At 36.5% G+C, this 14,080-nt stretch carries 13 protein-coding genes; all 13 read left to right on the top strand.

Translation table 11 applies throughout. From position 1 onward, the window contains the following. Positions 1-167 precede the first annotated feature (167 nt). Positions 168-1,601, top strand: coding sequence for an undecaprenyl-phosphate galactose phosphotransferase WbaP (wbaP, locus tag CLR69_RS09220; RefSeq protein WP_129712473.1), 1,434 nt, complete (start codon positions 168-170; stop codon positions 1,599-1,601). Between the two features lie 122 nt (positions 1,602-1,723). Then, positions 1,724-2,683, top strand: a complete 960-nt coding sequence (locus tag CLR69_RS09215; RefSeq protein WP_129712472.1) for a CDP-6-deoxy-delta-3,4-glucoseen reductase — start codon at positions 1,724-1,726, stop codon at positions 2,681-2,683. A gap of 93 nt (positions 2,684-2,776) precedes the next feature. Next, complete coding sequence (gene rfbF, locus CLR69_RS09210; RefSeq protein WP_129703736.1) at positions 2,777-3,550, top strand: glucose-1-phosphate cytidylyltransferase; 774 nt, start codon at positions 2,777-2,779, stop codon at positions 3,548-3,550. Between the two features lie 5 nt (positions 3,551-3,555). Continuing rightward, the gene (gene rfbG, locus CLR69_RS09205; protein WP_165345995.1) at positions 3,556-4,647 is read left to right on the top strand and encodes a CDP-glucose 4,6-dehydratase; all 1,092 of its coding nucleotides are present in this window, start codon (positions 3,556-3,558) and stop codon (positions 4,645-4,647) included. Further along, positions 4,647-5,960, top strand: coding sequence for a lipopolysaccharide biosynthesis protein RfbH (gene rfbH / locus CLR69_RS09200; RefSeq protein WP_129712471.1), 1,314 nt, complete (start codon positions 4,647-4,649; stop codon positions 5,958-5,960). Before rfbG ends, rfbH begins: the two co-directional genes overlap by 1 nt. Position 5,961: 1 nt before the next feature. Continuing rightward, positions 5,962-6,873 carry an NAD-dependent epimerase/dehydratase family protein gene (locus CLR69_RS09195; RefSeq protein WP_129712470.1) on the top strand — a complete coding sequence of 304 codons (912 nt, stop codon included), beginning with the start codon at positions 5,962-5,964 and terminating at the stop codon, positions 6,871-6,873. A gap of 1 nt (position 6,874) precedes the next feature. After that, positions 6,875-7,405, top strand: coding sequence for a dTDP-4-dehydrorhamnose 3,5-epimerase (rfbC, locus tag CLR69_RS09190; RefSeq protein ID WP_129703742.1), 531 nt, complete (start codon positions 6,875-6,877; stop codon positions 7,403-7,405). 10 nt (positions 7,406-7,415) lie between these two features. Then, positions 7,416-8,747 (top strand): O-unit flippase-like protein, encoded by a 1,332-nt coding sequence (wzx, locus tag CLR69_RS09185; RefSeq protein WP_129712469.1) that lies wholly within the window; start codon positions 7,416-7,418, stop codon positions 8,745-8,747. A gap of 18 nt (positions 8,748-8,765) precedes the next feature. Continuing rightward, positions 8,766-9,722 carry a glycosyltransferase family 2 protein gene (locus CLR69_RS09180; RefSeq protein ID WP_242451575.1) on the top strand — a complete coding sequence of 319 codons (957 nt, stop codon included), beginning with the start codon at positions 8,766-8,768 and terminating at the stop codon, positions 9,720-9,722. A 64-nt stretch (positions 9,723-9,786) separates the two neighbouring features. Continuing rightward, a complete protein-coding gene (locus tag CLR69_RS09175; RefSeq protein WP_129713369.1) occupies positions 9,787-10,974 on the top strand; it encodes a glycosyltransferase in 1,188 nt (395 codons plus the stop codon). Then, positions 10,975-12,219, top strand: a complete 1,245-nt coding sequence (locus tag CLR69_RS09170) for an oligosaccharide repeat unit polymerase (RefSeq protein WP_129713368.1) — start codon at positions 10,975-10,977, stop codon at positions 12,217-12,219. It begins immediately after the preceding gene. Further along, entirely contained in the window at positions 12,213-13,058 is an 846-nt protein-coding gene (locus tag CLR69_RS09165; protein WP_165346014.1) for a glycosyltransferase family 2 protein, read from the top strand. The genes CLR69_RS09170 and CLR69_RS09165 overlap by 7 nt, the downstream gene beginning before the upstream one ends. A 101-nt stretch (positions 13,059-13,159) precedes the next feature. Next, positions 13,160-14,077 (top strand): glycosyltransferase family 2 protein, encoded by a 918-nt coding sequence (locus CLR69_RS09160; protein WP_129713366.1) that lies wholly within the window; start codon positions 13,160-13,162, stop codon positions 14,075-14,077. The last annotated feature ends 3 nt before the right edge of the window (positions 14,078-14,080 follow it).

Genomic DNA, 14,080 nt, shown 5'->3' with positions numbered 1-14,080 from the left:
AGTTCTCTTATAGGATTACTTGCTCTTCCCACTATCAATGCTTATATCGAATATAATAAATCTACTAAAATAATGTTACCTAAAGCATTATAAATGCTAAGGCGTTTTTTTATTTTTAAATAAATTAGTTAATGAAATATTAGCAATTGCTAAGGTGTGTAATAATCATGCATTCATTTTTAAATTTTAGAAAAATAAATATAATAAAATTCTCATTAGCTTTTTCAGATTTTTTCTTTTTTAATTTTTCATTAATGCTTACTTTTATTCTGATTGAGCTTTTTGGTCTTGATCTTTATTCTTTTATTCCAAAAAATGAATTTTTTGCCAGATTTATTTCACATGTTGTTCTTTCGGGTATTTGTGTCAGTTGGTTTTGGGTTAGATTGAGACATTACTCTTATCGTAAGCCGTTCTGGTTTGAGTTAAAGGAAGTTTTAAGAACGTTAGTCATTTTTTCCATCTTAGATTTGGCATTTGTCGCGTTTTCAAAATGGGATTTCTCCCGATATGTTTGGGTGCTAACGTGGTTTTTCGCGCTTATGCTCGTTCCTCTGGGGCGCTCGTTAACTAAACGTGTTTTAGACAAACTGAATCTTTGGAAAAAGCAAACGGTCATTATTGGAAACGGTAAAAATGCCAGAGATGCCTATGCTGCTTTACAAAGCGAAGAGATTCTGGGTTTTAGTATAGTTGCGTTTTTTTCAACTAAGAAAAATGACGATAAGAAAATTTTTAATATTCCCGTTCTCTCTTCTGAAGATGAACTTTGGGAACAGTGCTGTTCTGAAGAAACGCAATTCATTGTCGCTGTTGATGCTGAAGATTATGATCTGAGAGATTACTGGTTAAAATCACTAGCTAAAAAGAAATGTCGTTCTGTCTCTGTCATTCCAACGTTGCGCGGCGTTCCTTTGTATGGAACTGAAATGTCCTTCATTTTTAGCCACGAAGTGATGATTCTGCGAGTCAGTAACAATCTGGCTAAAAGAACGTCACGAATAGTAAAAAGAACATTTGATATTGTGGGTTCTATCTCTATTATTTTGGTTGCTTCACCCCTGTTGTTATTCTTAGCTTTCCTGATTTCTAAAGATGGTGGCCCTGCCATATATGGGCATGAACGTGTTGGGCGTAATGCAAAAAAATTTAAATGTTTGAAGTTTCGTTCAATGATCGTCAACTCTCAGGAAGTGTTGCAGGAATTACTCGATAAAGATCCCGAAGCCAGAGCCGAATGGGAAAAAGATTTTAAGTTAAAAAACGATCCCAGAATCACCAAAGTAGGTCATTTCATTAGGAAGACTAGCTTAGATGAGCTGCCTCAGTTGTTCAATGTGTTGAAAGGAGAAATGAGCTTGGTTGGCCCTCGTCCTATTGTTGAGCAAGAACTGGAACGTTATGCCGGCGATGTCGACTATTATCTCATGGCAAAGCCAGGAATGACCGGGCTATGGCAGGTCAGCGGCAGAAATGATGTTGATTATGATACCCGTGTGTACTTTGATGCATGGTATGTAAAAAATTGGTCACTATGGAATGATATCGCTATCTTATTTAAGACGATCAATGTTGTTTTAAAAAGAGACGGTGCGTATTAGTGATTTCTCAAATGAAATAGACATTGAGAAGATAATATCAGTGGCATTTTTCATATTTGTAATTAGTGCTAAATCGACTAACTGAATTTAGCCGAAAATATAAATAATAGTTGGCTTCCATTATGACGAATAAAATCACATTAATGCCTTCTGGTGTTGTTTTTGAATGTGGATCAGAAAAAACAATTTTAGATGCAGCAATAGATCAAGGAATTGTTCTGGAACATAGCTGTAAAAATGGTTCGTGTAACGCTTGTGAAGCCCATATTCTTAGTCCTCAAGGTGAAATCCTTACTACTATTTTGACTTGTCAGGTAAAGCCTGACTGTGATATGACCCTAGAGGCGGAGTACTATCCTGAACTGGCGAATATTAAAAGTAAAACCGCACCGTGCAAGGTTGATTCTATCGAATATCCTCATGAGGATATTGTAATTATTACGCTGCGTTTACCACCTACAGCTAACCTTATATTCTTGCCTGGGCAGTATCTTGATCTTAAGTATCAAGGAATAACCAGGAGTTACTCTATTGCCTCTATTCCGAAAAATAATAGCAAAATTGAACTTCATTTAAAGCGTGTAGAAAATGGTGCTATGAGTAGCAAGGTATTTAGTAATTTATCCGCTAACCAATTAATGCAGCTTGAAGGGCCCAAAGGCACCTTTTTTTATCGGAATAATGAAAGCTCTGGGCCAATAATATTTCTTGCAACGGGTACTGGATTTGCACCGATAAAGTCCATTGTTACTGACTTGCTTAATAATGGTGTTCAACGAGATATTTATATTTATTGGGGAAATAGAAAAAGTAGTTTGTTCTATGATCCTTCTGTTGAGCTATGGGAAAGCCAGCACGCTAATGTTAAATGCAATCTGGTTTTGTCTCAACCTGAAGAGGGTTGGAATGGAAGATACGGCTATGTTCAGGAGTTTGTTATCGCTGATATTGGTGACTTGAATACAGCCAGTGTCTATGCCTGTGGAAGCCAATCAATGATTGAGTCGGCAAAAGCATTATTGATTGAAAAGGGACTTCCTACCGCTAATTTTTATTCAGATGCCTTTGTAGTATCTGGTTGAATAATAAGTGATTAAGAAAGATATACCGAATGTATTATTTGTCATCTGTATATGGCAAAAAATTAAAGAGTAGGGACCAACTAGGAGCGTTCCATGAAAGCGGTGATACTTGCAGGTGGGTTAGGTACTAGGCTGAGCGAAGAAACGGTGACTAAGCCTAAGCCCATGGTTGAAATTGGTGGGAAACCTATCTTATGGCATATCATGAAGATGTACTCTTATCATGGCATAAATGAATTCATCATATGCTGTGGATATAAGGGATATGTTATTAAGGAGTATTTTGCGAATTATTTCCTGCACATGTCTGATATTACCTTCAATATGAAGGATAATGAAATGACGGTGCTTCAAAAACGTGCCGAGCCCTGGAAGGTTACGCTCGTCGATACCGGCGATCACTCCATGACTGGAGGCCGACTACGCCGCGTTTCTGAATATATTAAAGATGATGAGTGCTTTTGCTTTACCTACGGTGACGGTGTATGTGGCCTCGATATTCAAGATACGATCGCCTTCCATAAACGCCATGGCAAACTTGCCACATTAACTGCGACATTACCGCCTGGCCGTTTCGGAGCCCTTGAATTATCTCAGGGACAGGTGAAAAGTTTTAAAGAAAAACCAAAAGGCGATGGTGCCTTGATTAATGGCGGCTTCTTTGTTCTGTCACCTAAGGTGTTAGATTTGATTGATGGTGATAGCAGCGTTTGGGAACAATCACCTCTGATGACTCTGGCCGCACAGGGTGAGCTGATGGCTTATGAGTACACGGGTTTTTGGCAGCCAATGGATACGTTAAGAGACAAAATGCTTCTTGATGAACTTTGGCAAAATGGTGAAGCTCCTTGGAAAAAATGGGAGTAAGCAGCGTGATAAATTCAGCATTTTGGCAAGGAAAAAAAGTCTTCGTAACAGGGCATACTGGCTTCAAAGGTAGTTGGTTATGCCTGTGGCTACAGAGCATGGGGGCAGAGGTAAAGGGGTATGCGTTGCAACCACCTACCGAGCCATCTATCTACCAAGCTGCCTGTGTTGAAAAAGGAATGTCCAGTGACATTGGGGATATCCGTGATTACCAGAAAATGGAAGAAAGTATCAGAGCATTCGGTCCTGAAATTATTTTCCATATGGCGGCTCAGCCGCTTGTCAGACTTTCATACGATATTCCTGTCGATACTTACGCTACGAATGTCATGGGGACCGTGCATTTGCTGGAAGCGGTGCGTAAAATCGGTGGCGTTAAAGCGGTAGTCAATATTACCAGTGATAAATGCTACGAAAATAAAGAGTGGGTCTGGGGATATCGTGAGAATGAGCCCATGGGCGGTTATGATCCTTACAGCAACAGTAAAGGCTGTGCTGAATTAGTCGCCGCAGCATATCGACAGTCATACTTTAATGCTGATAAATATCAGAAACATGGTTGTGCGCTGGCTTCTGTCAGAGCGGGTAATGTGATCGGCGGCGGTGACTGGGCCCTCGATCGTCTTATTCCTGATATCCTTAAAGCGTTTGAAGAGCAACGCCCTGTGCTGATTCGCAATCCGCACGCGATCCGTCCTTGGCAGCATGTACTTGAACCCCTATCTGGATATCTTTGTGCCGCGCAGGCGCTTTATGTAAATGGTACGGAGTATGCAGAGGGCTGGAACTTTGGACCGTTAGATGAAGATGCCCAACCGGTTCAATGGATTGTTGAAAAGATGGTTGGTGCGTGGGGCAAGGATGCATCATGGATTCTGGATGATGGTGAACACCCCCACGAAGCACACTATCTGAAGCTAGATTGTTCCAAGGCTAAAATGCGTTTGAATTGGGCACCAGTATGGCGGCTTGAAGAGACGCTGAACCGCATTGTCACGTGGCACAAAGCTTGGTTAGCTGGTGCAGATATGCGCCAGATTACGTTAAATGAAATACATGATTATATGAAAACTCAAAACGATAAAGGTCACTATTGATGAGCACCCAAAACCTAAGAGAAGACATCGCTAAACTGGTCGAACAATATGCTAACCAGGCTTTTGCCTCCAAAGTATTTTTGGCTGGTGAAAGTATCATCCCTCCTGCGGGCAAAGTGATCGGTGCTCCAGAAATCAAAATGATGGTTGATGCTTGTCTGGATGGCTGGCTGACAACAGGGCGTTTTAACCGTGAATTTGAACGCCGTTTGGGTGAATTCCTTGGTGTAAAACATGTCCTGACGACAGTATCAGGTTCTGCCGCTAACCTTCTGGCTCTGGCTACGCTGACGTCCCCGAAACTGGGTGATCGTGCGTTAAAGGCGGGTGACGAAGTGATTACTGTTGCTGCAGGGTTTCCAACCACGGTTAACCCATCGATTCAGTATGGCCTGATTCCTGTTTTTGTTGATGTTCATATTCCTACTTACAATATCGACCCCTGTAAAATTGAAGCGGCAATCAGTGATAAAACCCGTGCGATTATGATCGCCCATACTCTGGGGAATGTGTTTGATTTATCTGAAGTTAAGAGAATTGCCGATAAATACAATCTCTGGCTGATTGAAGACTGCTGTGATGCGTTGGGTGCCAAATACAACGGTCAGATCGTTGGCACATTTGGTGACATTGCTACCGTAAGTTTCTACCCTGCGCACCATATTACTATGGGCGAAGGCGGTGCCGTCTTTACTAATTCATCCGAATTGAAAACGATCACTGAATCTTTCCGCGATTGGGGACGTGATTGCTACTGTGAGCCGGGCTGTGATAACACCTGTAATAATCGATTTGGCCAGAAATTAGGTTCCCTGCCTTTTGGCTATGACCATAAATATACCTATTCACATGTCGGGTACAACCTAAAAATCTCGGACATGCAAGCTGCATGTGGCCTGGCGCAAATGGATCGCTTGCCGGATTTCGTTGCGAAGCGTAATGCCAATTTTGAATACCTGAAAGCAGGCCTTGCATCATGCGAAGAATTCATTGAGTTACCTGAAGCTACGCCAAATTCTGAGCCTTCATGGTTCGGTTTTCCGATTACCCTTAAAGAAGAAAGCGGTATTAATCGTGTCGATCTGGTTAAATTTCTGGACGATGCAAAAATTGGCACACGTTTGTTGTTTGCGGGTAACCTGACTCGTCAGCCTTATTTTGAAGGCGTGAAATACCGTGTTGTCGGTGAATTAACCAATACTGACCGTATCATGAACCAGACTTTCTGGATCGGCATTTATCCGGGATTAGATACTGAACATTTGGATTTTGTGATCGGAAAATTTGAAGAATTCTTTGGGTTGAATTTTTAACATGAAGAAAGTATTGATTACCGGAATTACAGGTTTCATCGGTAGTCATGTAGCAGAGGCCCTTATAAAAGAGGGCTTCTGTGTAATTGGCTATAAGCGTTCTACGTCTGATTTATGGCGTTTGCAAGAAATAAAATCAGAAATAATATTTTACGATATTGATAGAGTTCCTCTCGACTCTGCATTTTCGCAACATAAGATTGATTATATGATACATCTAGCGACCTTATATCGAAAATTTGATAACGAGAATGATTTTATCGACCAAATGAATTCTAATGTTACGTTTCCCACAGCTTTATTGGGATTGTGTGAAAAATATAGAGTTAAAGGGTTTATTAATACTGGAACGTTTTTTGAGCTTGATTGTAGCCAGCAACCAGTTTCAGTAAATGCCAGCGAAAAAGCATTTAATTTTTATGCGAAAACTAAGCTTGCTTTTCAGCATATCCTAAAAACTTATCAGGATAGTGTTCCATCGATAACCTTTAGAATTTTTTCACCTTATGGTGAAAAAGATAATACCAAATTGATACCTACGGTTATTCAGAAATCATTGAGAGGAGATAAGGTTTCTCTTTCTGATGGATTGCAAAAAATTGACCCTATTTATATAAGTGACGTTGTTAGTGCTTATATTTCTGGTGTTAAAAGTTTTGAGGGGGAGAGGGGGTATCGAGTATACAATCTAGGTTCTGGCCGCGCTATCAGCATCAGGGAACTTATTTCTATAATAGAACAACATCTCTGCAAAACGGTTGATAAGGAGTGGGGCGAACCATCGGAAAATGATATTCCTATAGCGTATGCTGATATTTCTACGCTGCAATCTGAGTTGAATTGGTCTCCCAAGTATACAATACATCAGGGCATTAGTAGGACAATTGATTACTACAAAGATTTGGAGGGATGAAGTGAAAATAAATGCTACAAATCTAGATGGCATCTACGAGATAGATAATAAATTATTTAAAGATGAACGTGGTTTTTTTGTTAAAACTTTTCATGCTCCGACTTTTATTGAAAATGGATTAGAGGGGGATTTTACAGAGAGTTTTTATTCAACTTCACATAAGGGGGTACTGCGAGGAATGCACTTTCAACTTCCACCTTATGATCATACAAAATTGGTTTATTGTGTTAGTGGCGAAATTTTGGATGTCGTTGTAGATATTCGTATCGGTTCAAAGACATTTGGAGAGTATTTTTCAACGACACTGTCGTCGGAAAAAGCAAATGCACTGTACATTGGCCGAGGTTATGCTCATGGATTTCTGGCTTTATCGGAAAGTGCAACAATGGTTTATATGACGTCCACGGTTCATGCTCCTGATCATGACTCAGGTATTCGCTGGGATAGCTTTGGTTTTGATTGGAATGGTAAGGATGTGAAATACATAATCTCACAAAGAGATTTAAATTTTCCATTATTAAAATCATGGTAATATTTTTATTATGCATAGTGTAGGAAAAAAGCAGATCATTACTGGGTATTTGTCTCAAATACTTAGTATAGGTTATGGGGTTCTTTTGCTACCTTTTATGTTGGCCTATTTGCCTCAGGAGCAAGTTGCTTTTTGGATGATTATTTTAGCTGTAATTAGTTTTACTGGGGTTCTCGATTTTGGTTTTTCGCCAACAATATTAAGAGCGGTTTCTTACGCTTATAATGGTGCGGATAAAATAGTATCAGAAGGGTTTTCATTAGGTGATAATAGTAAGTTAAACAAAAGGAATGATATGTTGCTGGGTGATATATATATATCATCGAAAAAGATATATAGGACAATATCTACAGTGGCTTTTAGCCTTTTGCTTTTACTTGGTACATATTATATTCATGGTTTTACTATTAAATCAGATATTCCAAATGTATGGTGTTTATGGGCGATCTTTGTTATTGGTTTTGTTTTAAATATATATTATTTATATTTAAACCCCATACTGATGGGTGTAAATAAAATTTATGAGAGCAATGTATCAAATATAATTATAAAGACTGCGTGGATAATATTTAGTATTTTTGGGTTGATAATAACAAAAAGTGTTTTGTCATTAGCTATCTCATATCTTTTGGGGGTTCTTCTTGGTCGGGTTTATTGTATATATGCTCTAAGGAATGAACCGTTTTTATTACATGATGGAAATGATAAAACTAAATCAGTTTTATCAGCGATGATACCAAATTCCTTTAGATTAGGTGCTGTTACATTTGGCGCATATCTTATAAATAAAGCATCTATTTTCATCGGGGGAGTTTATTTAAATAGTCAAGATTTAACATCATTTGCTATTGCTATGCAAGTTTTAAGTGTCAATATGGCGATATCACAAGTGTATTTTAATTTAAATATACCCAAGTTTGCTATGACACACGTGAATGATTCTAGTGAAAATTGGTTCTTGTACAAAAAAGTACTGTTACGTTCATTACTGATTTTTTTTATTGTGGCTTTTTTTTCGGTGACACTAGGTAGTTATTTTCTTTCTTTTCTGAAAGAAGGAAGTCACCTGCCATCCAAAAGTGCTCTTCTGTTAATTTTCTGTTTTGGGGCGCTGGAACTAAACCATACTATAGCAGCCACTTATATAACAACTAAAAACACAGTGCCTTTTTTATATCCAGCATTGATATCAGGTATTGTGATTGTATTATTGATATATGTTTCGATGCGTTTTTTTTCACCGTCAATGTATTTCTTGATTGTTATACCAGGTGTTATTCAACTTTTATATAACAACTGGAAATGGCCATATATGATATATAAAGATTTTCATGTTAAATGAATTTAAAGAAAGAGCGTTATGATGAATGATAATTATTCGGTTTTTTTTAATTCTTATAATGATGAGGATGAGTTTCTTCTGACAATAGCAATACCGACATATAATCGATTTGCTCTATTGAATGAAACATTAAAAAGTTGTTTTATTCAAAACTTTATTTTTCCAGTTGAAGTTATTATTGTTGATAATAATTCTATTGAGTTAAAAGAACGTCATGAGTTCATCGCTAAAAATAAAAAATTAGGTAGGTTTAAGTATGTAATAAACCATGAAAACTTAGGGATGTTTGGCAATTGGAATCAATGCCTTTCTTTAGCAAAAGGAAAGTATATTACTATATTACATGACGATGATGTGTTTAAAGATAATTTTTCGGTCGCTATAAATAGAATGTTTCCTGATATGACCGAAGGGAGTATTCCTATTTTTGGTTTCGATAGTTACATATCAGATGAGAGATTGAAAAAAAGCGAAAAAATAAATAATGTATCGAATAATATACGCCAAAAAAAGTATTATTCGAAAATTGATTTTTTTATATCAAATCGCTTTAATGGTACCCTTTCTGTTGTCATGGATCGGAAAAAAAGTATTGCTCTTGGCGGGTTTATTGCTGATTGGGCCCCTGTAGCTGACTATGAGTTTTGGTGTCGATGGACGACCTCTATAAGCGGTATTCTCAAGTTAAATGATAAGGTTGCCGTATATAGAATTAATGAAAATGAAAGTATGAAAAAAGAAGTGCAGGATGCGTTCATTTACAAATCTAATTTACTAAGGAATTATTTAATAGATTCGAAAAAAGTACCAAAAATCATGAGGCATACGATATATACATTAATGCAAATGCAAAAACACTCTGTTAATTGTATTTGGGGGCTGGAAGAATCAACAAAATCTGTTGGCATCTTTAGTCGGTCTTTTATCAAGTTGATAAGCTTTTTTGCTCGATTGAAATTTTTTAATAATCGCTAGTATTTTTATTGAATTTTCATTTATCGTATTAATTTTCCTCCATTGATTAATTTTGGTATCTAGTATGAAAAGAGTTTTATATGTATGTCCTGAGTTTCCGGTTAACCCAGATAGCGGCGGGAAAAAGGTCTTTTTTAAAAATTTAGTATCGTTAGTTAATTCTGATTATATTAGTCACTTGGATTGTGTTTTTCTTGATGTTGACCTTAAGTCTACTATTGATGACTTTCCTCTCCATATAAAATGTAATGGACGTTTTTTTTTATTTGAAAGGAATGGGAAAAAGGCTGAGCAACTCACATTAGTGGAGAAGTTATTTTCTTTTGTTCGATATGTTTTTAACTCTAACCCTAGGTTTGTTCATGTCCGAGATAATCCTAACGCTAAAAATGAGATAAAGGCACTAATTGAAAGAAATAACTATGATGTGATTATATCTGATCATCTTGCATCATATGCTTTAATTAATGATTATGCTGACTCTGTCACTCACATTAGCCATAACATAGAAGGAGATATATTTATAGATAGATTTAAATATACAAAAGGCATTGAGCGATGTTTCTCCCTTATAGAGCTATTTAAAACTAAACGATTAGAAAGGAAAATATATGGTCGATTTAAAAACATATATTTCCTTTCCGATTTTGATAAGTCTAGAGCTGAGAATATATTTGGTTTAAATAACACTAAGCTTGGTTCTTTTGTTATTCCCTTTCACGATATAGGTGTTGATGTTTCTCAAAATAAGAAAAATATTGTTTTTATTGGTGGTGAGGGATACTTCCCTAATAAAGAAGCGATTGAATGGATTTGTAATGAATTAGCTCCACTTACACATGATATTAGCTATCAAGTTATAGGCGGAAATAATAAATTAAGTAATACATATAAGCATGTTAGTAATGTACATTTTCTTGGGTTTCTTAGTGAAGAGTTATTGACTGAAACGGTTAGGAATGCCCGACTTATGATATCACCTGTAATATTTGGATCTGGAATTAAGATTAAGGTTGTTGAAGCACTTTCATATGGGTTGCCGTGTTTTTGTACTATTGAGTCAATGAAAGGAATAGAAATCCGAGATGGATGTAAGCCATTCGATAGAAACAGGCCTATAGCTGAGATAGCTGATGAGCTCGAAGCACTGATAAATAATAGTACTGAACTAAAAAAAATGAGTTCTTCTATTGTTAATTTTTATGCTGAAAACAAAAGAAATTTAATAACTGATATAATAAAGGATTCGTAAGTGGGCAAGATATCTATAGATAGATTAGGCGGCTTTGTTATTTCATTTATTGCAGTTATATTCATGATTTATTTTCAGTTTTCATCGCTCCCTGTTTTTCTAGTGTCTCTTTTAGGGTTTTTCTTTATATTATATAACCGAGTTGATTATAGGCGTATTGAGTTTTCATTTATTGCCCCGTGGTGTGTTCTATTGCTTTTTTCAGAATTGAATTTGACCTATTATTATAGGAGTATATCGCCTGAGACTGCTTATTTGATATCCGTTCCGATATTATCTGGAGTTATTATTTCTTCTTTTAGCAGGGGAAAGGGAGCGTTATGTGAACCCTTGCCTGAAAAAGTGAAAACAAGTCGACTTAACTTTTTTCTTTTTTTGCTATATGCTTTGTTCTCTCTGAATTTCATATGGAGTGGTTTCATTCCTTTAGTTTCTCAGTTTGTTTCAGGGTATAGTAATTACAAGGATTTTGGCGTTTCTAGTTTAAATGGCTTTATAAATTCTTTTGCACTGTCATTGTGTGTCATTCTGTTCTATTTTCGAAAGCAAAATGAAAGATTTAAAATCCACATATACATCATTGTTTTTGTTTTTATTTTTACGTTCACTCGGCAGAACATAATTACTATCTTCCTTGAATTATTAGTGATTAAATCTCTAGGTACTCAATCTAAAAATCTAACTAAGATATCTGTAGTGCTATTTTTTGCCCTTGTCATATTTGCATTTCTAGGTGAGCTGCGCAGTGGTGATATTAAAGAACTGATTCATGTAAGGCCTGAATATAATTTTCTGCCATCAATGTTTTATTGGGTTTATTCATATAGCTATTTTAATGTGTTAAATCTTGATAATTTAATTACATCTGGATACGTCGGGTTAAACAATGGTTATGCATTCTCTACTCTTATACCTAGTGTTTTTAGAGGGGTTGGAGGGAATGAGGTTGAATTGGTTTTAGATTTAGATAATTTAAATGTGTCATCATATCTCATGCCTATTGTGCAAGATTGGGGTATTGGTTTTAGCATTTTGTTTACTTTTTTTGTTTTTGTTGTTGCTGTTTTAATACAAAATAGCATGCTAAAAAAACCATCATTCTTAACTGTTTCATGTTTTTCTGTTCTTTATTTTTGTTCTATATTCTCTTTCTTTGTCAATTTCTGGCTTTATCTTCCTGTTATTTTTCAATTGGTTTTTTTTGTGTTTTTTAGATTTTTTCTGGTGAGGAGAGAGACGTGTTAATTTCAGTGATTATAGTTAGTTATAATAGTTTTAACTATCTGGAGTGGAATATTCCTGTGTTGGATAGAATGAGTTTTATAAATGAAATTATTATTGTTGATAATGGGTCTTTAATTGATCTTGAAAAAATAAAAAATCTTTCTAATAGATATAAAAAAGTAAAGGTTAATTGCGGTGAAAATGTTGGTTTTAGTCAGGCGAATAACCTAGGTGTTGAGTTGTCATCTTCTCTTAGTGAATATATTTTATTTCTTAATCCAGATGCCATAATAGATGAGTTTAATCTAGGACTGCTTACTGAACGGTTAGATGGTAATCCAGAACTGGTTGCTATATCTGCGGTATTGAAGTCATTTGATTTTGAAAATAAAAAAGAATTAGTACACTATGATTCATTAGGGATATATAAGTCAGGATTTTCATGGAAAGATATTGTGCATCCTAATGATATTCGGATTTTTGATGAGTTATCATATCCTGATGCATTGTGTGGTGCTTTAATTCTGGTGAGGAAATCAATCGTAAATAACCTTATAATAAAAGATGGTTATTTTTTTAATCCAAGATTTTTTATGTATAAAGAAGATATTGAATTATCTATTAGGTTGCGTGAAATTGGACGCATAGCTGTAGATCACAGTACACAGGCTTTCCACTGTCGAGGATGGAGTAGTCGAAAAAAAATGTCCAGGATGTCAAGGTTACAATCGGCTAAAAATGAAGTTATTATAAATTTCAGATATGATATTACTTCTCTTCCATATTCTATTTTTAAATTATCTTATGTTTTCTTTATTGAGGATAATTTGTTTTTTTTATTGCGTTTATTTAGATCGTAGGTGCTGCTGTATTGATGGTGTTATATTTTAAATTTTATATGGAATGCTTTTCTGTGAAAGAATGTAGATGACATTAAAATTTACAGGGGCTTGGGGTTATTATGGGTTTTTCTCTTGTTATACCGGTTTATAATGCAGGAATAATGTGGCTAGAGGCGATTCGTTCAATTAGATCTCAAACCACACAGCCTGAAAACGTTATTATTATTGATTCAAGTTCTACAGATAATACTGTGGCGTATGCCCTTGAGGCTGGTTTTGAAGTCCATCAAATAGATAAATCGACCTTTGATCATGGCGGCACTCGCTCCATGGCATTAGAAAAAGTTAACACCGAGTTTGTGATTTATATGACCCAGGATGCGATATTGCAGAATGATGAGGCGTTTTTCCACCTTCTCAGCGCATTCAATAATGAAAATGTGGGGGCTGTCTATGGGCGTCAACTTCCTCATCATGATGCGAATCCACTCGCCACGCACGCTCGGTTACATAGCTATGGCGAAGTTGGATACGTGACATCGATGGAAGATGATTTTCCTCAGGGCTTCCGTAAAGCATTTATGTCTAATTCTTTTTCCGGATATCGGGTCAGTGCACTGCGTCAACTCGGGGGGTTCCCGGCAAAACTTATCCTAGGTGAAGACTCTTACGTGGCTGCGCGGATGTTATCGGCAGGAATAAAAGTGGCTTATATGCCGCAAGCTCTTGCTCGTCATTCCCACAATTACAGCGTCGGTGAAGAATTTAAGCGCTATTTTGACATTGGCGTCTTCCATAAAACGCAAGAGTGGATGTTGGCAAGCCTGGGTAAGGTAGAAGGCGAGGGGATAAAATTTGCCCGTGGCCAAATTGGTTATTTGTTAAAAAATAATCATTACCACTATATCCCTTTTTCTATTGCGAGTTCGGGGGCAAAATATTTGGGATATAAATTAGGTAAGAATTATCATCGCCTGAATCGCTCGCTGTGCAAAAAATTGTCTATGTACAAAAGCTATTGGAATTCTTCTGTTTGAGAT

It is taken from the genome of Pectobacterium zantedeschiae (genome assembly GCF_004137795.1).
Taxonomy (GTDB): Bacteria; Pseudomonadota; Gammaproteobacteria; order Enterobacterales; family Enterobacteriaceae; genus Pectobacterium; species Pectobacterium zantedeschiae.
The sequence above is the reverse complement of the archived record's forward strand: the minus strand, read 5'-3'. Positions and strand labels throughout refer to the sequence as shown.